General features: G+C 71.9%; 21 protein-coding genes. 11 read left to right on the top strand and 10 right to left on the bottom strand.

The annotated features are described in order from the left end of the window. Positions 1 to 690: 690 nt before the first annotated feature. On the bottom strand, positions 691 to 2,535 hold the full coding sequence (gene dnaA, locus F8279_RS11585; protein WP_151499919.1) for a chromosomal replication initiator protein DnaA: 1,845 nt from the start codon (positions 2,533 to 2,535) through the stop codon (positions 691 to 693). Positions 2,536 to 3,110: 575 nt separating this feature from the next. Here dnaA and rpmH point away from each other — a divergent pair. From rpmH to F8279_RS11630, 9 genes are all read left to right on the top strand, one after another. Next, positions 3,111 to 3,248 (top strand): 50S ribosomal protein L34, encoded by a 138-nt coding sequence (rpmH, locus tag F8279_RS11590; RefSeq protein WP_091100492.1) that lies wholly within the window; start codon positions 3,111 to 3,113, stop codon positions 3,246 to 3,248. A gap of 34 nt (positions 3,249 to 3,282) precedes the next feature. After that, positions 3,283 to 3,696, top strand: a complete 414-nt coding sequence (rnpA, locus tag F8279_RS11595; protein ID WP_091413538.1) for a ribonuclease P protein component — start codon at positions 3,283 to 3,285, stop codon at positions 3,694 to 3,696. A 44-nt stretch (positions 3,697 to 3,740) separates the two neighbouring features. Continuing rightward, the gene (yidD, locus tag F8279_RS11600; RefSeq protein ID WP_208577689.1) at positions 3,741 to 3,977 is read left to right on the top strand and encodes a membrane protein insertion efficiency factor YidD; all 237 of its coding nucleotides are present in this window, start codon (positions 3,741 to 3,743) and stop codon (positions 3,975 to 3,977) included. Then, positions 3,978 to 4,964, top strand: a complete 987-nt coding sequence (yidC, locus tag F8279_RS11605; RefSeq protein ID WP_091413534.1) for a membrane protein insertase YidC — start codon at positions 3,978 to 3,980, stop codon at positions 4,962 to 4,964. 210 nt (positions 4,965 to 5,174) lie between these two features. After that, entirely contained in the window at positions 5,175 to 5,765 is a 591-nt protein-coding gene (locus F8279_RS11610) for a R3H domain-containing nucleic acid-binding protein (RefSeq protein ID WP_091413532.1), read from the top strand. A gap of 341 nt (positions 5,766 to 6,106) precedes the next feature. After that, on the top strand, positions 6,107 to 6,859 hold the full coding sequence (rsmG, locus tag F8279_RS11615) for a 16S rRNA (guanine(527)-N(7))-methyltransferase RsmG (RefSeq protein WP_307800321.1): 753 nt from the start codon (positions 6,107 to 6,109) through the stop codon (positions 6,857 to 6,859). Positions 6,860 to 7,104: 245 nt separating this feature from the next. Beyond that, positions 7,105 to 8,442, top strand: coding sequence for a ParA family protein (locus tag F8279_RS30875; protein ID WP_091413527.1), 1,338 nt, complete (start codon positions 7,105 to 7,107; stop codon positions 8,440 to 8,442). 27 nt (positions 8,443 to 8,469) lie between these two features. Beyond that, the gene (locus F8279_RS11625) at positions 8,470 to 9,510 is read left to right on the top strand and encodes a ParB/RepB/Spo0J family partition protein (RefSeq protein ID WP_091413515.1); all 1,041 of its coding nucleotides are present in this window, start codon (positions 8,470 to 8,472) and stop codon (positions 9,508 to 9,510) included. A gap of 1,596 nt (positions 9,511 to 11,106) precedes the next feature. Then, complete coding sequence (locus F8279_RS11630) at positions 11,107 to 12,012, top strand: hypothetical protein (RefSeq protein ID WP_225853233.1); 906 nt, start codon at positions 11,107 to 11,109, stop codon at positions 12,010 to 12,012. A gap of 2 nt (positions 12,013 to 12,014) precedes the next feature. Here F8279_RS11630 and F8279_RS11635 read toward each other — a convergent pair whose 3' ends face one another. Both F8279_RS11635 and F8279_RS11640 read right to left on the bottom strand, forming a co-directional pair. Continuing rightward, on the bottom strand, positions 12,015 to 13,010 hold the full coding sequence (locus tag F8279_RS11635) for a D-alanine--D-alanine ligase (protein ID WP_151499920.1): 996 nt from the start codon (positions 13,008 to 13,010) through the stop codon (positions 12,015 to 12,017). Positions 13,011 to 13,017: 7 nt separating this feature from the next. After that, complete coding sequence (locus F8279_RS11640) at positions 13,018 to 14,331, bottom strand: PLP-dependent aminotransferase family protein (protein ID WP_151499921.1); 1,314 nt, start codon at positions 14,329 to 14,331, stop codon at positions 13,018 to 13,020. 283 nt (positions 14,332 to 14,614) lie between these two features. Here F8279_RS11640 and F8279_RS11645 point away from each other — a divergent pair, with 283 nt between their 5' ends. Further along, positions 14,615 to 15,280, top strand: coding sequence for a GNAT family N-acetyltransferase (locus F8279_RS11645; RefSeq protein ID WP_091413513.1), 666 nt, complete (start codon positions 14,615 to 14,617; stop codon positions 15,278 to 15,280). 8 nt (positions 15,281 to 15,288) lie between these two features. Here the strand turns inward: F8279_RS11645 and F8279_RS11650 are convergent, their stop codons facing one another. The 7 genes from F8279_RS11650 to murJ all read right to left on the bottom strand — a co-directional run bounded on the left by F8279_RS11650 (position 15,289) and on the right by murJ (position 23,559). Next, positions 15,289 to 16,449: an N-acetylmuramoyl-L-alanine amidase gene (locus F8279_RS11650; RefSeq protein WP_151499922.1), complete on the bottom strand. Its 1,161-nt coding sequence runs from the start codon at positions 16,447 to 16,449 to the stop codon at positions 15,289 to 15,291. A gap of 162 nt (positions 16,450 to 16,611) precedes the next feature. After that, positions 16,612 to 16,935: a thioredoxin gene (trxA, locus tag F8279_RS11655; protein WP_013289375.1), complete on the bottom strand. Its 324-nt coding sequence runs from the start codon at positions 16,933 to 16,935 to the stop codon at positions 16,612 to 16,614. Positions 16,936 to 16,973: 38 nt separating this feature from the next. Then, positions 16,974 to 17,927: a thioredoxin-disulfide reductase gene (trxB, locus tag F8279_RS11660; RefSeq protein ID WP_151499923.1), complete on the bottom strand. Its 954-nt coding sequence runs from the start codon at positions 17,925 to 17,927 to the stop codon at positions 16,974 to 16,976. Between the two features lie 177 nt (positions 17,928 to 18,104). Then, entirely contained in the window at positions 18,105 to 19,046 is a 942-nt protein-coding gene (locus tag F8279_RS11665; RefSeq protein WP_151499924.1) for a hypothetical protein, read from the bottom strand. Continuing rightward, positions 19,043 to 19,747, bottom strand: coding sequence for an RNA polymerase sigma factor SigM (gene sigM / locus F8279_RS11670; protein WP_151499925.1), 705 nt, complete (start codon positions 19,745 to 19,747; stop codon positions 19,043 to 19,045). Before sigM ends, F8279_RS11665 begins: the two co-directional genes overlap by 4 nt. A 43-nt stretch (positions 19,748 to 19,790) precedes the next feature. Beyond that, positions 19,791 to 21,401, bottom strand: coding sequence for a protein kinase family protein (locus tag F8279_RS11675; RefSeq protein WP_192580677.1), 1,611 nt, complete (start codon positions 21,399 to 21,401; stop codon positions 19,791 to 19,793). A 409-nt stretch (positions 21,402 to 21,810) separates the two neighbouring features. Continuing rightward, positions 21,811 to 23,559: a murein biosynthesis integral membrane protein MurJ gene (murJ, locus tag F8279_RS11680; protein ID WP_151499926.1), complete on the bottom strand. Its 1,749-nt coding sequence runs from the start codon at positions 23,557 to 23,559 to the stop codon at positions 21,811 to 21,813. Between the two features lie 132 nt (positions 23,560 to 23,691). Between murJ and F8279_RS11685 the strand changes: the two genes are divergently transcribed. After that, positions 23,692 to 25,152 carry a CCA tRNA nucleotidyltransferase gene (locus tag F8279_RS11685; protein WP_091413501.1) on the top strand — a complete coding sequence of 487 codons (1,461 nt, stop codon included), beginning with the start codon at positions 23,692 to 23,694 and terminating at the stop codon, positions 25,150 to 25,152. Positions 25,153 to 25,179: the final 27 nt, after the last annotated feature.

The raw sequence follows: 25,179 nt of genomic DNA on the forward strand, positions 1-25,179 counted from the left end.
CCGCCCTCACTCCCGCCCCGCTCGTGTCGATCATGAAGTTGGCGGCACTTGGCGTCCGGTTTCTCACCGTCAACTTCATGATCGACGGGGAGGTCGGGGTGAGGGCGGGACCGTGGCGGTGGGTGGGTCGCAGAGGCGGCCGGGTCGTCCCGACGGGCCCGCGGCGGTCCGCAGGAGGCCGGGCTGCCGGCTCCTGCTCCCGGGCTCCTCCCGGCTCCTGCCCTCGGGCTCCTGCCTCCGGGCTAGCGGGTGCCGACCTAGCGGGTTCGGCCTAGCAGGTCGTTCGGGGCTAGCGGGTCGTTCCGGCTCGCGGCTCTCTGGCTGCCGGCTGTCCGGGGTGCCTGCCGTGGCCGCGATCCGGAAACGCTGAGGCTCGGCGCTCAACTCCCGAAAGATCTTGGTAGGAAACGGCCCCTATGGGGGCGCAAAGCTTCCAAGATCTGCAGTGGAGTCTGCGCGTAGACGCTGGCCGAGGGGTGGGGCCGGTCATGGAGTTGCCGGTGCAGTGGGACACCGACGCTTTCCCCGCTCGGCGACGTTCGCCCTGCCCCCACCCTGTTGACCAAGGAGTTTGGGGCAGGAATGTCGTCTCTCCCCGACACAAACTCCTTGATCACCGCCGGAGCAGCGGGAGCGGGGAGGTGAGGGAGGCGGGAGGCGGGAGGCGATGAGGCGGCGCAGAGGGAACGGTCAGGTGTTCTGCTTGATGCGGTTGGTCAGCTCGGCGATCTGGTTGTACAGCGAACGCCGCTCCGCCATCTGCTGGCGGATCTTGCGGTCCGCGTGCATCACAGTCGTGTGGTCCCGGCCGCCGAACGCCTGCCCGATCCGGGGCAGCGACAGGTCGGTCAGCTCGCGGCACAGGTACATGGCCACCTGACGCGCGTTCACCAGCACCCGTGAGCGGGAGTGGCCGCGCAGGTCCTCCAGACTCACGCCGAAGTAGTCGGCGGTGGAGACCATGATCTGATCCGCGGTGATCTCCGGGCCGGTGCCGTCGGGAATGAAGTCCCGCAGCACCTCCTCGGCCAGCGACAGCTCGACCGAGGAGCGGGTGAGGCTGGCGAAGGCGGTGACGCGGATCAGCGCACCTTCCAGTTCGCGGATCGAGTTCGACACCCGGGACGCGATGAACTCCAGGACGTCCGGCGGGGCGAACAGCCGCTCCTGAGCCGCCTTCTTCTGGAGGATCGCGATCCGCGTCTCCAGGTCCGGCGGCTGGATGTCGGCGAGCAGGCCCCACTCGAACCGCGTACGCAGCCGGTCCTCCAGCGTCGCCAGCTGCTTCGGCGAGCGGTCGGAGGTGATCACGATCTGCTTGTTGGCGTTGTGCAGCGTGTTGAAGGTGTGGAAGAACTCCTCCTGCGTCCGCTCCCGGTTCTCCAGGAACTGGATGTCGTCGATCAGGAGGATGTCCACGTCCCGGTAGCGGCGCTGGAACGCGCTCGTCTTGTCGTCACGCAGGGAGTTGATGAAGTCGTTCGTGAATTCCTCGGTCGAGACGTACCGGACCGAGCGCGCGTTGCCGAGCGTCGTGGCGTAGTGCCCGATGGCGTGCAGCAGGTGGGTCTTGCCCAGTCCGGAGCTGCCGTAGATGAACAGCGGGTTGTACGCCTTGGCCGGCGACTCGGCCACTGCCACGCTCGCGGCGTGCGCGAACCGGTTGGACGAGCCGATGACGAACGTCTCGAACATGTACTTCGGGTTGAGCCGGTTGCCGCCGCTCTCCGTACCGCCGGGGAGCCTTCGGTCGGCCTGGCCGCCGCCGGGGCGGTGGTGGTCGGTGCCACCCCGTCCGGGGCCGTTGTCGGTGGCGTCGTCGCGGGGCCGGCCGCGCATCGGCGCGGGGTCGGCGGCCGGGCTCTCCCGGTAGCGGGGCTCGTATCCGCCTGCGTCGGGCACCGAGGGCTCGACCCGGGTGCGCTCGTCGAAGGCGCGGCGTTCGGGCGCGGTACGCACCGGCTCGGCGAACGCGGCGCTGAAGAGCGTGTCCTGCGCGTCGCGGCCGGCCGGGATCAGGTGCGGGCGACCGCCGTCGGCGGTCCGCTGGCGCGGCGCCGGCTCGTCGAGCGGCTGCTCCGGGTGCGGTTCGGCGTACCCGGGCTCGGGGCGGGACTCGGCGTACCCGGATTCCGGGCGCGGCGACGGGTAGGCCGGGGCGGACGCGTGCGGGCCGGACTGGTCGAAGCCGGGCAGCGGGGCGGCGCCGTCGTGCTCGGGCAGCGGCTCGGGGCTGCTGCGGTAGACCGTGCCGGCCGGGCGGGCGCGCGGGTCGTCGGCGACCCGTACGGTGACCGCCACCTGGATCGGCCGGCCGAGCCGGCGGCTCAACGCCTCGGTGATGGCCGGGCGGAGCCGGGACTCGATCACGTCCCGGGTGAAGGCGTCCGGCACCGAGAGCAGCGCGGTGTCCTCGACGATCGCCCGCAGCCGGGTGAGCCGGAGGTACGCCCGTTGCTGCGCGGAGATGATCTCGTCGGCGAGTTCGTCGGTGGTCGCCGCCCACACCGCGGCAAGGTCGGTCGCTCCGGTCACCGTCGTGCCACCCCCTCGCCTGCTCCTTCTCACGCCCGCCCGGACGGCTGACCGGTCGTCATCCACAAGTTATCCACAGCCTGTGTACCGACCGATTGTGGCCGCCCACCGGACGCGGGTCGGACCTGCCCCCCTCGATCCAGGGAGGCGTTGAAGCGGGTTCACCGTGCCGAACGATTCAACAGCGTGTCCGGTCTTGCCGATCGGCGACAAACCCCGGACCCCCGACGCCGACCGCAATCGCGCACGCTAACAGCGCGGACCCCACAGCATCAACCGGCGACACCCTGACGACCTTGGCAACATCAGTGAAAACCGCCCCTTCGGTCGCGCTTGCCCGCAGGTCGGACGCCCGAGTGTGACGTTGACGGTCATTGCGCCCCTGCGTAGGCTGGAGCGGCTGCTCTCTCGCCCTCTGCTAGGGTGATTGATGCTTGCTGTCCGTGGCTGTCACCCCGCATCGCCGGGGAGAGTGTCACGGCAGCGCCGATCGGAGGTCACCGACAGGTGATCTGGACCAGCACACGACCCCGGGCGATCCGCCGCGCGGGGCGTACGACAACGGAGAGCCTGACGTGAGCAAGCGCACCTACCAGCCGAACACCCGCCGGCGCGCGAAGACCCACGGCTTCCGGCTGCGCATGCGCACCCGTGCCGGCCGCGCCATCATCTCGACCCGTCGCTCCAAGGGCCGCGCCCGCCTGTCGGCCTGACGCCGACAGGTCCGGTCCGGGGACGTGGGCAGTCGTGCTGGCCGCCGCACAACGACTGCGGCGCAGTAACGACTTCGCCGCAGCGGTTCGCGGTGGCCGACGCGTCGGCCGTGGCGCCGTCGTGGTCCACCTGACCCTCCCCGAGCCGATCGGCACCACCGCGACACTCTCGCCGGAGCCGGCGCGAAGCATCGGTGCGGAGACCTCCGCACCGAGCCGCGCCGGCTTCGTCGTGTCCAAGGCCGTCGGCGGCGCGGTGGTCCGCAACAAGGTCCGCCGTCGGCTCCGGCACCTGGTCCGCGAGCGGCTGGCCGAGCTGCCCGCCGGCACCACCCTCGTGGTACGCGCACTGCCCGCGGCCGCCGACGCGACGTACGCCCGGCTCGGGGCCGACCTGGACGCCGCCCTCGCCGCCGCGCGGGCGCCCCGGGGACGGCGGTCGCGGTGACCGGCCCGACGACGGCGACTCCGTCGCCCACAACCGGTGCCCGCATGCTGCTGGCGCCTATCATCGCGTACCGTCGGTGGATAAGTCCGGCACTGCCGGCCCGCTGCCGGTTCTACCCGTCGTGCAGTGCCTACGCCGTGGAGGCGGTGTCCCGGCACGGTGCGCTGCGGGGAGCCTGGCTGACGGTCCGTCGGCTGTCGCGCTGCCATCCCTTCCACCCTGGTGGACACGACCCGGTTCCGGAGCCGGGCGACCGCCGTTCCGACGTGACTGGAGCCTGAGTGTTTAGTCTCGACTGGATCTACTACGCGATCTCGTGGATCCTGCTGGCCTGGCACTCGGCCTGGGACGCCATCGGAGTTCCGGTCGGGGCCGTGATCGGTACGAACTGGGCCTGGATCCTCGCCATCATCTTCCTGGTGGTGACGGTCCGGGTGATCCTGTTCCCGGTCTTCGTCAAGCAGATCAAGTCGCAGCGTGCCATGCAGGCGCTCCAGCCCAAGGTGAAGGAGCTCCAGGAGAAGCACAAGGGTGACCGGGAGACGCTCCAGAAAGAGATGATGGAGCTCTATCGGAAGGAAAAGGCCAACCCGCTCATGGGCTGCCTTCCGATGTTCCTCCAGATCCCGGTCTTCCTGGGCCTGTTCCACACGTTGCGCCGCCTCAGCCCGGACAACCAGGGCAAGACCCTGTACGGCTGGACCGTCGACCAGTTCAACAGCGCCTCGAACGCGACGCTCTTCACCGCGCCGATCTCCGGCAAGTTCGGCTCCACCGCCGAGGAGCTCAGCCGGCTGGGCGCGAGCACCGGCACCGTCAAGGTCGTCGCCGGCATCCTGGTGATCATCATGATCGCCACCACCTACCTGACCAGCCGTCAGATGATCCTCAAGACCGGGTGGGCCGAAGACCCGCAGCAGCGCATGGTGCAGCGGCTGATGCTCTACGGCATCCCGCTGTCGCTGCTGATCTCGGGGGCGATCTTCCCGATCGGTGTGATCATCTACTGGGTCACCAACAACCTCTTCACGCTCGGTCAGCAGCAGTGGGTGCTGCGGAAGTTCCCGCCGCCGCCGACCGCGAAGAGCACCAGCGCCGCCAAGAGCCCGGCGCAGCCGACGAAGGCCGGTGGCCTGTTCGGCCGCAAGGCGGCCCAGCCGCCGGCGAAGGCTCCGGCCGCCGCGCCGAAGGTGGCCGGCCCCAAGCCGGGCGCCAAGCCGGTCAACCCGAAGAAGGGCGGCAGCAAGCCCGCCAAGCGACAGGGCTGAGCCCACAGGGCCACCGTCGCGACGCCGGCGGTGGCCCGTTCCGGCCGTGTGCTGCCATCCGAGGAGTCGGCGCCGGGCCGGAATCGCCGCGCGGAGCGCGGACACGGGCGAAACTGGCCCGTACAGACGTGCCCGAGGGCACCCGGCGAACCTCCCGCCGGCCCCGGGAGACCAGCGGACCCCCGACGGTCCGGCCGAGCGAGTACGGAGATGAGACCCGTGACCGAGACCAGCATCCCCAGCGCCGACCAGTCCCTGGACGAGGAGACCCCCGTTACCGCCGCCACCGAGACCGAGGACGCCGCAGGCGAGGCCCGGGAGAAGAAGGCCCCGGCCGAGAGCGACCTGTTCCGGCAGAGCGAGATCGCCGCCGACTACGTCGAGGGTCTGCTGGACATCCTCGACTACGACGGCGACATCGACGAGCTGGTCTCCGGTGGCCGTCCGGTCGTCGAGGTGGTCGGCGGCCGGCTCCAGAACCTGGTCGGCCAGCGCGGCGCGACTCTGGAGGCGCTCCAGGAGCTGGCGCGGCTGGCCGTGTTCCGTCAGACCGGCACCCCGAGCCGGCTGCTGCTCGACGTCGGCGGCTACCGGGCCGCCCGTCGCAAGGAGCTGGCCGCCGTGGCGAAGAACGCGGTTGAGAAGGTCAAGGAGCACGGCGAGCCGGTGCGCCTGGAGCCGATGTCCGCGTTCGAGCGCAAGTGCGTGCACGACGTGGTGAACGCGATGAGCGGGGTGGAGAGCGAGTCCGAGGGCGTCGAGCCCAACCGCCGCATCATCGTCCGGCCGGTGGCGGACTGAGGTCCGTGATCTCCGACGAGACGACGGCAGGAGCCGCGACCGGCCCGGGCGGTACGCCGCCCGGGCCGTCGGCTGTGCGCCCCGACAACACAATCGACCCGGTCTTCTCCGACGAGGACGGTCCGGCCGACCCGGCGTACCCGGGAAAGGCCGGGACCGACCCCGGCGAGCCCGCCTTCTCCGCCGAGCCGGCGGTGGTGAGCGGGATCGAGCCCGCCGACCCGGCGGTGGACGTGACACCCGCCTTCTCCGGTGAGCAGGCGGCGGATGTGACGCCGACCGACCCGGCCGCGGTGGCCGACCCGGTCTTCGCGGAGCCGTCGGAGGACGCACCGTCCCTCGTGGACGGTGATGCCGCGCCCGATCCGGCGTCGGCGACGCTGCCGCCCGAACTGGCGGAGGCCGCCCGCGCGTTGTTCGGCGATCGGCTCGACCTGGCCGCCGCGTACGCCGAACTGCTCGCCACCGACGGCGTGGTCCGCGGCCTGATCGGCCCTCGCGAGACGCCGCGGCTCTGGGAGCGGCACCTGCTCAACTGCGCGGTGGTGGCGGAACGGATCCCGGAGGGCGCCAGCGTGATCGACGTCGGCTCCGGTGCCGGGCTGCCCGGTCTGGTGCTGGCGATCGCGCGTCCGGACCTGACCGTGACGCTCGTGGAGCCGCTGGCTAGACGGACCACCTTCCTGATCGAGGCGGTACAGCGTCTCGGCCTGACCCGGGACGTCCGTGTGTTCCGTGGGCGGGCCGAGGAGGCGGCGGCCGGCTCGCGTGACCGGGAACCGCTGAGCGCCGACATCGTGACGGCCCGCGCGGTGGCGCCGCTGGACCGGCTCGCCTCCTGGTGCCTGCCGCTCCTGGCTCCCGGCGGCCGGCTCGTCGCGCTCAAGGGCGCATCGGCGGCCGACGAGATCACCGAGCACGCCGAGGCCGTGATCCGCCTCGGCGGTGGGACGCCGGAACTGCATCGCTGCGGCGAAGGGGTGATCGAACCCCCGGCGACGGTGGTCGAGGTGGTCCGGGAGCGCGTGGTCAACCCGCGTCGTCCGAAGAAGCCGAAGCGGTCGCGCGGCGGTCGCCGTCGCGGTGACCGCTGAGGGGTACGCCATTCCGCACGCCCCGTCCGGTCGTTGGACCGGTGGGGCGTGACGCGATCGATCGCAACCCGACATGGACCCACCGCGCCCGTCGGCCGTAGGCTGACCGCGCGTCGATAGTGTGGAACGGCGGTGCCGGGCGGCACCCGAACCCGACGGTTCCCGCCGAGCCGACAGCGCCACGCGAGGCGCGGACGCGATTCGACGGGTGCGGACCGACCATCCGGAGCGGGTAGGGATGACAGGTGCATGACGACGGCAGGTACGACGATCCACGGTTGACCGGACCAGGGGGCCAGCCCTCCGCCGACCCCGTTTCACGTGAAACCAACTACCAGGAGTGGACGGTGAACGAGTCCGGCGAACCGTCTTCCCCGCACCCGGCTCAGCCGTCCAAGCGACGGGAGTCGCCGGCCGCCGGGCCCGTGCGTCCTGTCTCGTCCGTGCCGGCGAACGTACCGCCGGCCCGCGACCCGCTCGACCCGGCCGACGGTCCGGTGAACGCACCGACCCCGCGCCCGCCCGCGGTGCGGGCGAACGCCGCGGTGCCCACCCGCTACGAACCCCAGCCGCCCGTCTCGGCCGTGCCGCACCAGGCCGTCCCCGAGGTCACCGTGGCACCGTCCGACACGCCACAGGCAGACGGGTACGGGGACGAGGTAGACGCCAGCACGTACGTTTCACGTGAAACCCCGACGCGCGAAGAGGATGATCCACCGTTGGCTATGGAGGCGATGCGCGCCGTGCAGATCCTGAATCCCAGTGGCGAGGTCACCATGCCCCGCCCCGACCGGACCCGGGTGATGTGCGTCGCCAACCAGAAGGGCGGCGTGGGTAAGACGACCACCACCGTGAACCTCGCAGTGGCGCTCGCCCTGCACGGCAACCGGGTTCTCGTGGTCGATCTTGACCCCCAGGGCAACGCCTCCACCGGTCTGAACGTGCCACACCACACGGGCGTGCCCGACGTGTACGACTGCCTGATCGACAGCGTGCCGCTGGAGGAGGTGGCTCAGGCCGTCGAGGGCATCCCGAACCTGTGGTGCGTACCGGCCACGATCGACCTGGCCGGTGCCGAGATCGAACTGGTCTCGGTGGTCGCCCGGGAGTCCCGCCTGGCGCGGGCCATCGCCGCGTACCCGGGGCACTTCGACTACGTCTTCATAGACTGCCCGCCGTCGCTCGGCCTGCTCACAGTCAACGCGCTCGTGGCCGCGCAGGAGGTGCTGATCCCGATCCAGTGCGAGTACTACGCGCTGGAGGGCCTCAACCAGCTGATCAACAACATCAACCTGGTTCGTCAGCACCTCAACCCGAAGCTCGAGGTCTCCACCATCCTGCTCACCATGTACGACAGGCGTACCCGGCTGGCCGACGCGGTGGAGCAGGACGTCCGGAACCACTTCGGCGACAAGGTCCTCCAGGCCGTCATCCCCCGCAACGTGCGTGTCTCCGAGGCGCCGAGCTACGGCCAGTCGGTGATGACCTACGATCCCGGTTCGCGGGGAGCCACGAGTTACTTCGAGGCCGCCCAGGAGATCGCGGAGCGAGGCGTCAAGGAGCCGGTGAGCCGGAATGCGTAGTGCGGAGATGTCGCTGGGAGGCGTCGCATGAAGAACCGTCCCCGCGGCGGACTGGGCCGAGGGCTCGGTGCCCTCATCCCCACCGGACCGGTACCGGGCGCCGAACCGGCGGCAGCCGAGCCGGAGTCGTCGGCCGCTGCCGCGTCGCCGTCGGCTCCGGTCGCAGGCGCGACCGCTGCCATTACCGGCGGCGTCGGAAGTACCCCACTTCCGGCCGTGGAGCCCGAGCCTCAGCTGAGCCCGGTGCCCGGTGCCCGCTTCGCGGAGATCCCGGTCGACGCGATCGTGCCGAACCCGAAGCAGCCCCGGCACGTCTTCGACGAGGAGGCGCTGGAGGAACTGAAGACCTCGATCCAGGAGGTCGGCTTCCTCCAGCCCATCGTGGTTCGCCAGCTCGACCCCGAGAAGTTCGAACTCGTGATGGGCGAGCGGCGCTGGCGTGCCGCCCAGGCGGTCGGCCGGGAGACTATCCCCGCGATCGTCCGGGACACCAAGGACGACGCGATGCTCCGGGACGCGCTCCTGGAGAACATCCACCGCGCCAACCTCAACCCGCTCGAAGAGGCCGCGGCGTACCAGCAACTGCTGGAGGAGTTCGGTGCCACGCACGAGGAGCTGGCCCGGCGGATCGGCCGCAGCCGCCCTCAGATCTCCAACACCATCCGGCTGATGAATCTGCCGCCCGCCGTGCAGCGCCGAGTCGCTGCCGGTGTCCTGTCCGCCGGCCACGCCCGGGCTCTGCTCAGCCTCGACAACGCCGAGGCGCAGGAGGCGCTCGCGGAGCGGATCGTCCGTGAGGGCATCACCGTCCGGGGCGCCGAGGAACTGGTACACCTGGCGCTCGCCGAGGAGCCGGCGAAGTCGGCCGCCGCCAAGCGCCGGCCGAAGCCGCACGCCCCGGCGCTCACCGATCTCGCGGACCGGCTCTCCGACCGGTTCGACACTCGGGTGAAGGTCGACATCGGCCGCAGCAAAGGCAAGATCACGATCGAGTTCGCCACCGTCGACGACCTGGAACGGATCGTCGGGATCATCGGTGTCGGCGAGGACGGGCAGCCCCAGGCGTAGCCCGGTTCCTCCGGTTGTCGATCCGGCCGCACCGCCCGATGAGGGGGTGCGGCCGGATCTGTGTTCGAGGGCCGCTGTCGGTGCCGCATCTGCGCGACCGGAGCGGGCAGCTCGTCTCCCTGATCGTGCCGGGTTCGTCGGCTGCCAACCGCCGCGCGTGGTTTCACGTGAAACGGGGAGAGGCGGATGAGACGTGCTGCACTCGTCGAGGATCTTGTGGGCTTGGCCGGGTGCCGGGCGACAGGCGACAGGCGACAGGCTGAACGGCCGGACATTCCAGAGGGCGCTCGACGTCACTCGGGCCGGTGCCGGCCCCGCGATGAGAGTTGGTGCCAGCCGGCCGGCAGCGATGAAGGCCGGCACCAGCCGGTCGGTGCCGATAGGAGCCGAGCCGGCTTCAACGGGTGAGGAACCCGTCCCTTGACTGACTGGCTCGTCTGCACGATCCACGGCTTGGTCGTCGGCCCGGAGCGCGCCGCCGATCCGCCGCGAACCGAGCGTGCGTCGGAAGAACCACCCAGGGGGCGAACCCTGGTCTCCCCCCGGGTACGGAGGGGCTCATTCCTTCAGGGCCGCGCCCGTCACGCGGACTCGGCCGCAGTGCTGAGCGCCGGGGCCTGACGGCTCCGGCTCGCGGTGAAGCCGGGTTCCACCGGCAAGTAGCACTCGGCACTCGGCACCGGGCACCGGCACCGGGCACTCGGCACTCGGTCCGACTGGCCGGAGCCGGCTGGACCTCGCTGCGCCGCAGGGTCGGCCGTGCGCGCTTCGTTCCGTCCTGCCGGATGAGGCGGGGCCCCTCAGGATGTCGGATGAGGAGTGGACCTCAGGCCGTCGGGTGAAGCGGGGGCCGCGGAGCGCCTGAGGTGAGCCAGAGGGCCGGGCGCTGCTGGCGAGCCTCACGCATCGGATCGGTATGACGAGCGCCGTGTACGACGAGCCCCGGGCACGTACGACCACCTCCGACCATCGGGCCGGGCACGACGACCCCGAACCGTCGAACCGTGCGCGGTAAGCCCGGCCTCTCGACTCCCGCGGACGGTGCCGTCCTAGCGGACCATGCCTGGCCCACAGCCTCATCAGCGCACGCGAACCCCGTGAGGTTGGCGTTCCGTTTCACGTGGAACGGCGGCGCTCCACTCCCGTCCGCGCGTCGAAGCTGCGCCGAGCACAAACGGATGAGGCGCGGCGCTCGGTGTATGAGGGTTGAGCGGTAGTCCTCGCGGAACGCCACCGCCTCCCCGAGGGCGGGCGCCGGCTCGGCGTAGGGAGCGAGGCGACCCGCGCCGGACGGAGGGCCAGTGCGTCCCGCCGTTTCACGTGAAACACGCACGAGAAGAAGCCGCCGGCACCCGGTGCGGATCGGTCGTCGGATCGTTGGAAGAACGGGCTCAGACGCGTTCAGGGTTATCCACAGGGTTTGTCCACAGGCCCGCTTCGTTTCACGTGAAACGAAGCGAGGAAACCCTTGCTGAGCAGTGCATGACGCGCTGTACTGGTGATCTCGGCAGCCTGTGGACAACGTGGTGGACAACCGGTGCGCGGCCTGTGGAACAGGTAGGGACAGGCGTCGCCAACTCGGTTAGGGTCAGCGTCGTGCCGGACACCCCTCCCTCAGTTCCCGACTTCACCCAGTGGCCGTCCTTCCCCTTCGAGGGCGATCTCCGCGTCAAGCAGCTCGACGAGCCCGTACCTTTCGAACCTCCCCGCCGCGGCGAGGCGGACCGGGAGTGCACCGCCTGCAACGCGCCCGACGAGGCGTACATCTGGGTCGGTGAGCGGTGGCGCGTCCGCGCCATGGACCGGCCCACCGGCCTGCCGATGGTCCTGATCCTGGAGTCCCGGTCGCACCTGGATCTGGGCGACCTGCCGAATCTGCTCGCCGCCGAGCTGGGCGTGATGACCGTCCGCCTGGAGCGGGCCGTCCGCTCGCTCGACGGTGTGGCCCGCGTCCACGTGAACCGGTGGGGTGACGGCTCGGCACACCTGCACCTGTGGTTCCTGGCTCGGCCGTACGGGCGGCTGCAACTGCGGGGCACGTTCCTGTCGCTGTGGGACTCGATCCTGCCCCCGATCTCCGAGGCGCAGTGGCGGGAGAACCTGGCGATGGTGGCCGCGTGGCTCGCCGAGTTCGGCGGCCGGCCGCTCGCCGAGCCGCCGCGCATCCAGTGGCAGGCTCCGTCGAGCTTCTCCCCGACCGCGTCCGCGGACGCCGCTGAGGAGCCCGAGGAGGAAGCCGCGTCCGTGATCGAGGCTGCGGACGAGATCCCCGAGTCCGAGGCGGCAGAGGCCGTCTCAGACCCCTCGGTGGGCCCTCCGGCATCGAGCCCGGCGCCGAGGCCGGCGCCGGACGCGGTGTCCGACCCGGTTTCCGACCCGGCAGCCGACACCGGAGACGAGTCCGACGAGCAGGAGCGGGCGGGAAGCGCGCCGGACGAGGACGGCACGACAGCGGAGAACGCGCGACCGGGTGAGGGCGCGGCGCGTACCGCGCAGAGCTGAGGTCAGCGACGGCGGGCGGCGGCCCGGGTGACGAGCGTGCCGAGCACCCGGCCGAAGTCCAGCCCGGCCGCCTGAATCGCCAGCGGCAGCAGCGACGTCTCGGTCATGCCCGGCGAGACGTTGACCTCCAGCACGTGCGGGTCGCCTCCGGCGTCGACGATCAGGTCGACCCGGGACACGTCGCGCAGGCCCAGCGCGGTGTGCGCGGCGAGCGCCACCTCGGTCACCCGGGCGGTCGTCGCGGCGTCGAGCCGGGCGGGCGTGTGCCAGGTGGTACGCCCAGCGGTGTAGCGGGCCGCGTAGTCGTAGACGCCGTTGCGCGGCACGATCTCGACCGGGGGCAGGGCCTGCGGCCCCTTGCCGAGGTCGAGCACGGAGACCGCCACGTCCATCCCGGGGACGTAGCGCTCCACGAGCGCGGTCTGGTCGTACGCGAAACAACCCACCATCGCGGCCGGCAGCGACGCCGCCTCCCGGACCACGGCGGCGCCCAGTCCGGAACCGCCCTGCGCCGGCTTGACCATCAGCGGCAGCCCGAGGCGGTCGACGATCCGGTCCAGGACTGCCACCGCGCCCAGCTCGGAGAAACGGTCGTGCGGCAGCGCCACCCAGTCGGGCGTCGGGATGCCCGCCTCGCGCAGCACCGCCTTCGCAGAAGGCTTGTCCCAGGCGAGGCGGGACGACCGGGCGTCGCAACCGACGTAGGGCACGTCCCAGAGGTCGAGGACGCCGCGCAGCGAGCCGTCCTCGCCGGTGGCGCCGTGCAGGGCGATCACCACGGCGTCCGGCGGGTCGGCGGTCAGCGCGGGCAGCAACGCCACGTCGGCGTCGCGCAGTTCCGCGTCGACACCGACGGCGCGCAGCGCGTCGAGCACCCGGCGCCCCGACCGCAGTGAGACGTCCCGCTCGTAGGAGAGGCCGCCCGCGAGCACGAGCACGTGCAGCTCGTCGGCGGCGGATCCGGTCACGGGAGGCGGTGCGGCGGGGCTGTCGGACATGCGGGCATCATGCCAAGTCGGGACCGGGCGCGTCCGAGCCGCCCTGCCGACGGCGGGGTCCGGCACCGCCGACCGCGCCGAAGACCTTGCGCATGGCGATCTCCTGCTCCATCACCCCGGCCAGCCGGCGGACACCCTCGCGGATGCGCTCCGGCGTCGGGAAGGAGAAGTTCAGCCGCATGTTCCCGGTGCCGGTACCGTCGGCGTAGAAGCCGGTTCCCGGCACGTACGCGACGCGGGCGGCCACGGCGCGCGGCATCATCGCCTTGGAGTCGAGCCCGTCGGGCAGCGTCGCCCAGACGAACAGGCCGCCGCGCGGCGTGGTCCAGGTGGTGCCCTCGGGCATCAGGTCGGTCATCGCGTCGAGCAGCGCGTCCCGGCGCTCGCGGTAGACCTCGCGGTAGACCTTGAGCTGCTGCCGCCAGGGCATGGTGCCGAGGTACGTCGAGACGGCCGACTGCGCGTAGGCGCTCGGGCAGAGGATCTGCGCCTCGCTCGCGATGACCAGCTTGTCGCGGACCGCGTGCGGGGCCAGGATCCAGCCCACCCGCAGGCCCGGCGCGAACGTCTTGGAGAACGTGCTCAGGTAGAACACCCCGTCGCGCCGCCGGGCCCGCAGCGGCCTGGGCGCCTCGCCCTCGAAACCGAGCTGACCGTACGGGTCGTCCTCCACCACGAGCAGCCCGGCGCGCTCGCAGATGTCGAGCACCCGTTCGCGCCGCTCCTCGCTCAGCGTCACGCCGGCGGGGTTCTGGTAGGTGGGGATGGTGTAGAGGAACTTCACCCGCCGGCCGGCGCGCGCCAGGTCGGCGATGGCCACCTCCAGCGCCTCCGGGATGAGCCCCTCGTCGTCCATCGGCACGTGGGCGACCTGGGCCTGGGCGGCCTGGAACACCCCGAGCGCGCCGACGTACGTCGGGCCCTCGGCGAGCACCACGTCACCCGGGTCCAGGAAGAGGCGGGACACCAGGTCGAGGGCCTGCTGGCCGCCGACTGTGACCACCACGTCCTCGGGGGAGGCGCCGCAGGAGGCGTCGATCCCGGACAGGGACATCACCTCGCAGATCCGCTCGCGCAGCTCGAGGGTGCCCTGGCCGATGCCGTACTGGAGGGTGGTGGCGCCGTGCTCGGAGCCGAGCCGGCCGAGCATCTCGCCGACCGCGTCCAGCGGCAGCGCCGCGATGTAGGGTGCCCCACCGGCGAGCGAGACGACCTCCGGCCGGCTGGCCACCGCGAAGAGTGCCCGGATCTCCGAGGCGGTCATCCCGCGGACGCGCCGGGCGTACCGGTCGGTGTAGTCGTCGAGCGTCGTGCCGGTCATGGACATCACCTCGATCGGGTGTCGGCGGGGCTGCCGCCCGGTGTGGTACCCGCGATGCCGACATCCATTGGCGGCGGGGGCCGGTTGGTCGATCGTAGTCCCCGGTGACGGTCGCGGCACCGGCCGTGTGGACACGTCCACATCCCGGACCCGCCGGTCGGCCGTCCGGGCGGGGGTTCGCGCGTTCCCTCCCGTACCGCCGGACAGGGGCGTACGATCGCTCGTCGGGAGCAGGAGGGCGCGGGACTCACCGGCGCTCCGAGCCTATTGGTGGGGTGCGCTCATGTCGCGACGTCTGGTCAGCCTGACCTTGGACACGCTGGAGGACCTGCCTCGATCCTGCCGGCAGTGCGTCTACTGGGAGCTGGATCCGGTCTCCGCCGAGCGGGCCTGCGCAGCAGGTGACCCGGGCCTGGAGAAGGAGGCGTGGGTCTCCCAGACGCTGCTGGAGTGGGGTTCCTGCGGCAAGCTCGTCTACGTCGACGGCATGCCGGCCGGTTTCGTCATGTACGCCCCGCCGGCGTACGTCCCGCGCTCGATGGCGTTTCCCACCTCGCCGGTCTCGGCGGATGCGGCGCTGCTGATGACGGCGCACGTGGTGCCCGCCTTCGCCGACGGCGGCCTGGGCCGGATGCTCGTGCAGGGCGTGGCCCGCGACCTGACCAAGCGCGGCATCAAGGCGATCGAGGCGTTCGGCGACGCGAAGTTCGGCGACGACGCGAACGACCCGGCCCGCGCGTGCGTGGCGCCTGCCGACTTCTTCCTCTCGGTGGGCTTCAAGACGGTCCGGCCGCACCCGCGCTACCCCCGGCTGCGGCTGGAGCTGCGGACGGCGCTGAGCTGGAAGTCGGACGTCGAGTACGCGCTGGAGAAGCTGCTCGGCTCGATGAGCCCGGAGACGCTGCTGCGGCCGGTCCGCCCGGCGCCCGCCACCCGCTCGACGAGCTGAGCCGCGGCTCAGTCGACCACGGTGCCGGCGGCGACGATCGCCCGCAGTTCGCTCACGTCGATCGACCCGGTCGGCACGTCCCGCTCGATCGGCAGGTACATCCGCTGCACCCCGGCCACGATGGCCTCGACCACCCGGTCCCGGAAGCGCGGGTCGACGAGACGCGCCCGGTCGTCCGGCGAGGTGAGGTAGCCGACCTCGACGCGTACCGCGGGCATCCGGGTGAGCCGGAGCAGCTCCCACGCCTTGGCGTGGGTGCGGCAGTCGCGCAGCCCGGTGCGGGCCACGATCTCCCGCTGCACGAGCCCGGCCAGGCGTTCGCCGGTCGCCGACGTGACGCCGTTGTCGGTGCCGTAGTGGTAGGTGGCCACGCCGTCGGCCTCCGGGTTGGCGTGCCCGTCGGTGTGCAGGGAGATGAACACGTCGGCGCCGAGAGAGTTGGCGAGCTGGGCCCGGTCCGTGTCCGGCAGGCAGTCGCCGGGCGACGGGCCCCGGGTGAGCTGCACCCGCACGCCGGCGGCGGCGAGCCGCCCCTCCAGCCGGCTGGCGAGGTCGTGCACGAGGTCCGCCTCGCTCCAGCGCAGCGTGCCGTCGGGCACCACCACGCCCGGGTCGGTGCCCCCGTGGCCCGGGTCGATCACCACGGTCCGCCCGACGAGCGTCGGCCCGGCCTGCCGGATGGCGTCGGACTCGCGCAGCCACTGCGGGCGCCCGCCGACCACCTTGCGGCCGAGACGGCGCAGCGCGTTGACGGTGTGCGGCCCGCACGAGCCGTCCGGTTTGAGGCCCATCTCCCGCTGGAACTGCGCCACCGCGCGGGAGGTGCGGATGCCGTAGATGGCGTCGGCGCGACCCACGTCGTACCCCATCTCCAGCAGGCGTTCCTGGAGCGAGCGGACGTCCTCGCCGGTCAGCGGCTCGGGTACGGCGTGGTAGAGGGCGCGGGCGCCGAACCGCCAGCGGGCCGCGTCGAGCGCCCGCCAGGTCTCGGCGCCGACCCGCCCGTCGACGCTGAGGCCGCGGGACTGCTGGAAGGCCCGTACCGCACGTTCGGTCTGGGCGTCGTAGTCGTCGCCTCCGGCCTCGGCGGGAAGAAGGTCCAGGCCGGCGAGGACGGTACGGATCTCGGCCACCGCCGGTCCCTGGTCACCGGGTCGGATCGGACGCACGACGACCCCCTCTGCACGGACGTTGGCGGACCGGAACTCCGACGGATGCTTACGGAGCGTACCGTGGCCGATACCCACCGGGTTCGTGTTCATGCAGGTCGGGAGCGCCGCAACCCCCGCCACCGGGGGTGGTGACGGGGGTTGCGGCGGTGTCGGTACGGCTCAGAGCGCCGACTCGATGAGCTTGACCAGCTCGCCCTTCGGCTTGGCGCCGGCGATCGACTGCACCGGCTGGCCGTTCTTGAAGATGGTCAGCGTCGGCACCGACATCACCCGGTAGGCGCGCGCCGTCTCCGGGTTCTCGTCGATGTTGAGCTTGACGATGGTGACCTGGTCCTTCATCTCGCCGGCGATCTCCTCCAGCAGCGGCGAGACCTTGCGGCAGGGGCCGCACCACTCCGCCCAGAAGTCGACCAGAACCGGCTTGTCGGACTGCAGCACGTCGCTGACGAAGCTGGCGTCGGTGACCGCCTTGGTTGCTCCCACTATGAACTCTCCTCCTCCGAACCTTGCTCGTGGAACTCTCAGCCCTGGATGGTGGCGATGAACCGCTCGGCGTCCAGCGCGGCGGCGCAGCCGGTGCCGGCCGCCGTGATGGCCTGCCGGTAGGTGTGGTCGACGACGTCGCCCGCCGCGAACACACCGGGCACGCTGGTACGGGTGCTGGGGGCCTGCACCTTCACGTATCCCTCGTCGTCCAGTTCCACCTGACCGCGGAACAGCTCGCTGCGCGGGTCGTGACCGATCGCCACGAAGACGCCCGTGACGTCGAGCACCTTGCTCTCGCCGGTGTGCACGTTGCGCACCCGTACGCCGTTGACCTTGCCGTCGTCGCCGAGGATCTCCTCGACCACTGTGTTCCACTCGACCTTGATCTTCTCGTTGCTCAGCGCGCGGTCAGCCATGATCTTGCTGGCGCGGAACGAGTCGCGGCGGTGGAGGATGGTCACCGACTCGGCGAAGCGGGTGAGGAAGTTGGCCTCCTCCATCGCCGAGTCGCCGCCGCCGACCACCACGATGTGCTGGTTGCGGAAGAAGAAGCCGTCACAGGTGGCGCAGGACGACACACCGTGGCCGAGGTATTCCTGCTCGCCCGGCACACCCAGCGGACGCCAGGCCGAACCGGTGGAGAGGATGACGGCGTGGGCGCGGTACGCGGTCTCGCCCACCCACACGGTGCTCACCGCGTCGGAGCCGATCTCGCCGGTGTCCTTCAGGTCGACCCGCGTCACGTCGTCGGTGAGGAACTCGGCGCCGAAGCGCTCGGCCTGCTTGCGCATGTTGTCCATCAGCTCGGGGCCGAGGATGCCGTCGGCGAAGCCGGGGAAGTTCTCCACCTCGGTGGTGGTCATCAGCGCGCCACCCGACTGCACGCCCTCGATCACCAGTGGCTTCAGGTTGGCGCGGGCGGCGTAGACCGCCGCCGTGTAGCCGGCCGGACCGGAGCCGATGATGATCAGGTTGCGGACCTCGTCCACTGCCGTCTCCCGATGTGTGTGTTCGTCACCGGCCGCACCGATGTCGATCCCGAGTGCCGACGGCTCTAGGGGCGCCGGCGCCTGACTTGCAGAACGTCATCGTACGAAGCGGGGATTCCCGAGCCGGTCATCCGGTGGGTCAGGTCACGTGGCGGGACAAGCGTCGTGACCGCGTTTTCACCCTACCCGCGTCCGGAACCGCGTGTCCGCGCCGGACCCGGGTACCCCGCACTCCGGCCCGCTCACCCAGCCCCAGCGGGCGCCGCCCGCGTCCGCGAACGTCACCACGAGCGCCGGTGCGCCCTGGAACCGGGCGTAGTCGACCATGTTCACGGTGAGCGGCCCGCCGGCGTGCTCGGCCCCGATCGCGGTGAGGCACGCGGCGAGCGTCTCCGGCCGGGTCAGCCGGTCCAGCCCGCCGAGCGCGCCGACGCGGTACTTCTCGGTGTACAGGGGGGTCTCCGCGCCGTCCTTCGCCGCGCCGGACGGCCCGGCCATGTCCCCCGCGCTCGACTTCGTCCCGGCGAGTGCCCCGCCCGCGGCGAGGCGCTCCGGCGTCCAGTCGGTGCCGCTGTGCACTGCCGGTCCGGCGGTCCGGTACGGCGCGCCGGCCATCGGCGCCGCCTCCCGGGCCGCCTGGTCGGCCGTACCGCCGTCGCCCGAGTCGGCCATCCGGCCCACACCGAGCCCCACCGCGGCGACCGAGGCGGCGGCCAGCGCCACCGGCCCGGCGATGCGGGCCCAGCGCCGGGGACGACGGCCGGGGCCGCTGTGCCGGTCGGTACGGGGTGCCGTGCCCGGTGGGCGGCTCGCGCCGCCGGGCTGCGCCGGGACGACCGGCGTACCGTCGCGAAGCGCGGGGCCGGCCCCGGCGAGCGCCGCGGTGATCCGGTCGGCCACCGCCTGCGGCATCTCCGGCGCGGGGGCCGCGGCCCAGCCGGCCAGGTCGGCGCCGACCAGGTCGACCGCGTCGGCGAGATTCTCGTACGCGGCCCGCCACGCCGGATCCTGCTCGACCAGCCGGCCCACTGTCGCCTGCTCGGGGGTGCCGTCCAGCGCCCCGCCGAGGTAGTCGGCGAGCAGGTCGTGGTCGACCTCGCTGAACTCCCGGGAAGTCACGGCTCCTCCTGGCTGACGGCCTGACGGGACGCTCCCGACGAGGATCCGACGCCCTCGGGGCGCCTGCGGTTCCCGGAGGTGAGCTGCGGCACGTCGCCGGCCGGTGCGTCGGTGCCGGTACGCAGGTGGCCGAGCAGCACGGCGAGGCGGGCCCGGCCGCGGGCGCAGCGGCTCTTCACGGTGCCCTCGGCGACGCCGAGCATGGCGGCGACCTCGGCCACCGGGTAGCCCTGCACGTCGACCAGGACCAGCGCGGCCCGCTGTTCCGCGGGCAGTACCGCGAGCGCCTGCCGGACCACGAGCGCGGTGTCGTGGTCGTGGGCCGGCGCTGCCGGTTCCGGACCGCCGGTGTGCCGGCCCGGTTCGCCGTCGGTGTGCACGCCGTCGGGCAGCGGGACGGTGGCGTGGGTCTGCCGCCGCCGGATCCGGTCCAGGCAGGCGTTCACCACGATGCGGTGCAGCCAGGTGGTGACCGCCGAGTCGCCCCGGAACCGGGCCGCGGCGCGGTGCGCCGACAGCATGGCGTCCTGGAGGGCGTCGGCGGCCTCCTCGCGGTCGCCGATCGTCCGCAGCGCGACCGCCCAGAGGCGGTCCCGGTGCCGCTGGAACAGCTCGGTGAAGGCGTCCCGGTCACCTGCCGCGTGCGCCCGCAGCAGCTCCAGGTCGGGGCGGCCGGGCTGTGCGCCGTCGCGTTCCGCCATCACCACATCCGGCGGAGGTGGCGCGGCGGGGACGGCGGCCGGGTCACGAGCCCTGGACCACGATCTCCTGGACGCCGAGCTTCCAGCCGCTGCCGCTGTCCTTCGCCGGCAGCTTGGTGATCCAGAACAGCAGGTACTGGTACTTCTGGTCGGGCTCGAAGGCGTTGAAGATCATCTTGGTGCCGCCGTCCTCGTTCGGCGGACCGATCAGCGTCGAGTAGGCGTTGACCAGCTGCTTGTCGCCGGCGGAGGTGGACGGGAAGTCGCCGCGGGCGCCGGTGCGCAGCTCGACGGTGGCGCCGGTGGCCGACAGCGTGGCCTCCAGCTGCTTGACCGTGTGCGGGGCGCCCAGGTCGATCCAGACGCCCATGCCCTTCTTGATCCCGCCGAACTTGCCGTTGTTGCGGTAGCTGTTGGTCTCCCAGCCCTCGTCGTCGTTCCCGTCGATCACCTTCTCGGCGTTGCGCACCTCGGCGCGGTCGCCGTCCGGGTCGATGATCCGTACGTCGTCGATGGTGAGCTTGCGGACCTGCGCGGCGGGCTCGTCCCCGCCCCCGGTGACCGGCGCGCTGTTCGACGGCTGGGCGACCGGCTCCTTGCCGCCGTCGTCGCCACCACCGAGCGCGTTGATGCCGATGAGCAGCCCGACCAGGGCCACAGCCAGCAGACCGGCGATGCCGATGGCGACCTTGCGACCGCCGGCCGCAGCCAGCGGGGAGGGCTCCTCGCCGGGCTCGGCCGTGAAACGCAGCGGGCCGGCCTGCTCCAGGAACTGCTCGTCGGCCGGGATGTCGAGCCGGCTCAGCTCGGCGGCCAGCACGTCCGACGACGGCGGCGCGATCTCCGAGTCGAGCAGGTCCATGGTGAGGTCGTCGAGGTAGGCGGGCACACCGGCGCGCATCTGCCGGGGCGCGGCGATGGCGCCACCGGCGTCCCGGACGGCGTCCGGGAGGGCGGCGCGGCCGTGCCCGGCGGTGGCGCCGTGCAGCGGGGCCTCGCCGTGCGGCCAGTGCCCGGTCAGGGCGAAGTAGAGCACCCCGCCGACCGCGCGCAGGTCGTTCTCCTGGCTGTCCGCCCCGTCGGTACGCGCGTCGGCGAGCACCACCCGGCCGTCGTCGCTGATCATGACGGTGCCGGGGTGGAGATTGCCGTGCACCATGCCGGTGGCGTGCACGGCGGCGAGGGCACTGGCGACGGCGTTGCCGATAGCGGTGGCCCGAGCCGGGTCCAGCGGCCCGTCGGCGGCGACAATCTCGCGCAGCGACTGCCCGTCGACCCACTCGCGGACCACGTAGGCCCGGTCGTCCTCGTCGATCGCGTCGTAGACGCCGACCAGATTGGGGTGGATGACGCGGCTCGCGGCGACCGCGGCCTGAAGCATCTCGGTGGCGGAGTCGCCACCCGGGTAGCGGAGGACCACGGCGACGGGACGGCGGAGCACCACGTCGACACCGCGCCAGACCAGCCGGCCCGCGCTGTCGTTGTTGATGTGCTCGACCAGTTCGTACCGCTCCGCGAGCAGCTCACCGACCGTGGGAGCACCGAAGGTCACGACCGCAGGAGAGGTCTCCTCCGCTTCCTGACCCTCGCCGACCTGGGTCACCCGTCCTCCCTCGGTGATCGCGTCGATCGATGGACCCGTGCTGCTGGGCATGTGGCTTCCCGCTCTGCCTTCGGTGGAACGGCCGCGGTGTCGACACCCGCGTCGATCCCGGTCGTACCCGTCGAGAGCGACCTTACCCGGGATGCCCGGTTCTCCGACATGTCATCTTCCCGCTGTGACCGGCCGGAAGGCCAGTCGCCACGGGCCCCGGCCGGGTCGCCCGCCCACCCGGCGGGCAAGCCGGACACGCACCGCCAATCTAGAGGTTGACGGCAAGGAAGCGGCACAGGGGCGTACCGGTGCGGCGGCGGGAAGGTTTTCCCCGCCCCGGCCTGCGCTCCCTCGTCCGTACGGTTGGTTGTCCACAGGCCGAGAGGCCCATTGGACGGCGGAATTCCAAGTTATCCACAGCCGTATCCCCAGCCTGGTGATCCTCGTTCACCGTCGGTCACCGAGCGGGTCAACGCCCGAGGCGCCGCCGGACCATCCCGACCACCTCGGTGATCTCGCCGATCCGCAGCACCATGGCGAGCCCGAGGTAGGTCGCGCCGATCGCCGCGCCGCCGATCACCAACTGGACCGCGGCGGCGAGCCAGCTCAGACTCGCCGGGTCGCCGGGGAGCACCGCGACCACGAGCACGCCGACGAGCGCGGCGCCGAGCGCCGCCACGACCACCCGGCCGAGCGTCCGCATGATCCCGCCCAGCCCGATCCGGCCCACCCGGGGCCGCAGCAGCACCGCCGAGATGATCGCCGCCGCCAGGTACGACACCGCGTTGCCGAGCATCATCCCGGCCGCCGCGAACGTGTTCGAGAAGAGCAGGAACAGGCCCACCTGGAGCAGGACGCGCAGCGCCACCACCGGAATGTTGATCAGAGCCGGGGTACGGGTGTCCGGCAGCGCGTAGAACGCGAAGGTGAAGAGCTGGCTCACCGCGAACGGCACCAGGCCGATCGCCGCCACCAGCAGGACGGTCGAGGTGGCCACCGCGTTGTCGCCGGTGAACGCGCCGTACCGGAACACCACCACCGAGATCGGGGCGGCCAGCACCGCGTAGCAGACCGCGATGGGTGCGAGCACCGCGGTGACCATCCGGGTGCCCCGGGACAGGTCGGCGGTGACGTCGTGGAACCGGTTCTCGGCGGCCGCCGCGCTCATCCGGGGCATCAGCGCGGTGATGATCGAGACGGCGATGATGCCGTGCGCCATCATCAGCAGCAGGAAGACGTTGTTGTAGATCAGCAGGCCGGCGTTCTCGCCGTCCCCGCCGGTGGCCCGGTTGAGCAGGTTGACCACCACGAAGAGGCCGAGCTGGTTGACCGCGACGTAGCAGAACATCCAGGCGCCGAGCCGGGCCAGCTCGCGCAGCCCCAGCTCGCGGAAGTCGAACCGCGCCTTCCACCGGAAGCCGACCTTGCGCAGTGCGGGCAGCAGGCCGATCGCCTGCACCGCCACGCCCAGCAGCGTGCCGCCGCCGACCAGCAGGATCCGGTCCCAGCCCACCTCGTCGGGCCGGAGGCCGGTCGCGCCGAAGACGACGATGTACAGGCCGAACGTGCCGATCGAGACGAGGTTGTTGAGGATCGGCGCCCACATCGGGGCGGCGAAGTGCCCCCGGGTGTTCAGCACCGCGGCGATCAACGCGCTGATGCCGGTGAAGAACAGCATCGGCAGCATCAGGTACGACAGCCGGGTGACGAGCGTGGTGTACGCCGCGTCGTCGCCACCGGCCGCGTACACGGCGGTCAGCACCGGGGCCAGCAGCACCGCGATCAGCGCGGTCGCGGCCAGCGCCAGCACCGCGAGGGTGAGCAGGCGCTGCGCGTACGCCTCGCCCCGGTCCGCGTCGATCTTGCGGCGGCGGACCAGCACCGGAACCAGGACGCTCGTCAGCACGCCGCCGAGCAGGAACTCGTACACCTGGTTGGGCAGGAACTGGGCGGTGGTGAACGCGTCGCCGACCATGGTGCCGAGCGCGGCGCCGATCATCAGGTTGCGGACGAACCCCGTACCGCGGCTCACCAGGCTGCCGATGGCCATCACCGCGCTGTTCGCCGCGGCGCTGGTCTCGGCGACCACCTCCTGCGGCGGCGCGACGGCCTCGACGGCGGGCTGGTTCAGCGGCTCGGCCGAGATGAAGGTGGCGCCGTCGTCCGGCGGCAGGCCGCCGCCGTGCGCGTTCGCGCTGCGGTAGAGCCCGCCGCTCATCTGCCAGCCTCCAAGGGGTACGTGGCGACCGGGCCCGGCCGGCCCCGCCCAACCGGAACCTTAGTCAACCCGGGCCCGTTACCCGCGCCCGGCGCGGTCGATCCACCTCCGGCCCGATAGGCTGGCGATCCCATGTCCGAAGCCTCCGCCTCCCACGCCGCCGACCGCCGCGAACTGACCGCCGCGCAGCGCAACGCCGTCGCCGAACTGCTCCGAGTCTCACCGGTCGCCGACGAGCTGGGCCGGCGCTTCGCCCAGGCCGGTCACGAACTGCACCTGGTGGGCGGATCCGTCCGCGACGCGCTGCTCGGCCGGCTCGGCAACGACCTCGACTTCTGCACCGACGCCCACCCGGACGAGACCATCAAGGTCATCCGCGGCTGGGCCGAGTCGATCTGGGAGACCGGACGCGAGTTCGGCACCATCGCCTGCCAGCGCGACGGCCTCAACCTGGAGATCACCACGTTCCGCGCGGAGGTCTACGACCAGGTCAGCCGCAACCCGGTGGTGCAGTACGGCACCAGCCTGACCGAAGACCTCAAGCGCCGCGACTTCACAGTCAACGCGATGGCGGTCAGCCTCCCCGACCACCGGTTCACCGACCCGTACGGCGGGCTGGCCGACCTGGCCGAAAAGGTCATTCGTACCCCCGGAACGCCGCAGGAGTCGTTCCGCGACGACCCGCTGCGGATGCTGCGCGCGGCCCGGTTCGCCGCCCAGCTCCGCTTCGCCGTCCACCCGGACGTCCGCGCGGCCATGACCGAGATGGCCGGCGACCTGGACCGGATCACCGCCGAGCGGATCCGGGACGAGTTCACCAAGCTGCTCTGCGGCGCCGACCCGATCACCGGGCTGCGCCTGCTGGTCGACAGCGGGCTGGCCGAGCGCTTCCTGCCCGAGCTGACCGGGCTGAAGCTCACCATCGACGAGCACGCCCAGCACAAGGACGTCTACGAGCACACGCTCACAGTGGTCAGCAACGCCATGTCGATGGAGTCCGACGGCTGCGACTTCGTGCTGCGCATGGCCGCGCTGATGCACGACGTCGGCAAGCCCGCCACCAAGGCGGTCGGCGCGGACGGCCGGGTCAGCTTCCACCACCACGAGGTGGTCGGCGCCCGGCTCACCAAGAACCGCATGAAGGCGCTGCGCTACTCCAAGGAGATCACCTCCCAGGTGGTCAAGCTGGTCGGGCTGCACCTGCGCTTCTACGGGTACGGCCGCGGCGAGTGGACCGACTCGGCGGTGCGCCGGTACGTCACCGACGCCGGTGACCTGCTGTCCCGGCTGCACAAGCTGACCCGCTCCGACTGCACCACCCGCAACCGGCGCAAGGCCGCCCAGCTCGCGGCCGACTACGACGCGCTGGAGGAGCGGATCGCCCGGATCGCCGCCGAGGAGGACCTGGCCCGGGTCCGGCCCGACCTGGACGGCAACGCGATCATGGAGCTGCTCGGCGTACCGCCGGGGCCGGTGGTCGGCCGCGCCTGGCAGTACCTGAAGGAGCTGCGTCTGGAGCGCGGCCCGCTGGACCGCGACGAAGCCGAGGCGGAGCTGCTGCGCTGGGCACGCGACGAGGGCATCACCAGCTGAGACCGGCGTCCGTGATCTGACGACGAT

This window comes from Micromonospora sp. AMSO1212t, from assembly GCF_008868145.1.
Classification (GTDB): domain Bacteria; phylum Actinomycetota; class Actinomycetes; order Mycobacteriales; family Micromonosporaceae; genus Micromonospora; species Micromonospora tulbaghiae.

Coding starts and splice junctions, on each gene's coding strand:
- F8279_RS11625 (WP_091413515.1), top strand. CDS start 8,470: ATGAAGAACCGTCCCCGCGGCGGACTGGGCCGAGGGCTCGGTGCCCTC.
- F8279_RS11685 (WP_091413501.1), top strand. CDS start 23,692: ATGTCCGAAGCCTCCGCCTCCCACGCCGCCGACCGCCGCGAACTGACC.
- sigM (WP_151499925.1), bottom strand. CDS start 19,747: ATGGCGGAACGCGACGGCGCACAGCCCGGCCGCCCCGACCTGGAGCTG.
- yidD (WP_208577689.1), top strand. CDS start 3,741: ATGCTGCTGGCGCCTATCATCGCGTACCGTCGGTGGATAAGTCCGGCA.
- F8279_RS11635 (WP_151499920.1), bottom strand. CDS start 13,010: ATGTCCGACAGCCCCGCCGCACCGCCTCCCGTGACCGGATCCGCCGCC.
- F8279_RS11640 (WP_151499921.1), bottom strand. CDS start 14,331: ATGACCGGCACGACGCTCGACGACTACACCGACCGGTACGCCCGGCGC.
- F8279_RS11645 (WP_091413513.1), top strand. CDS start 14,615: ATGTCGCGACGTCTGGTCAGCCTGACCTTGGACACGCTGGAGGACCTG.
- F8279_RS11675 (WP_192580677.1), bottom strand. CDS start 21,401: ATGCCCAGCAGCACGGGTCCATCGATCGACGCGATCACCGAGGGAGGA.
- murJ (WP_151499926.1), bottom strand. CDS start 23,559: ATGAGCGGCGGGCTCTACCGCAGCGCGAACGCGCACGGCGGCGGCCTG.
- F8279_RS11610 (WP_091413532.1), top strand. CDS start 5,175: ATGAGACCCGTGACCGAGACCAGCATCCCCAGCGCCGACCAGTCCCTG.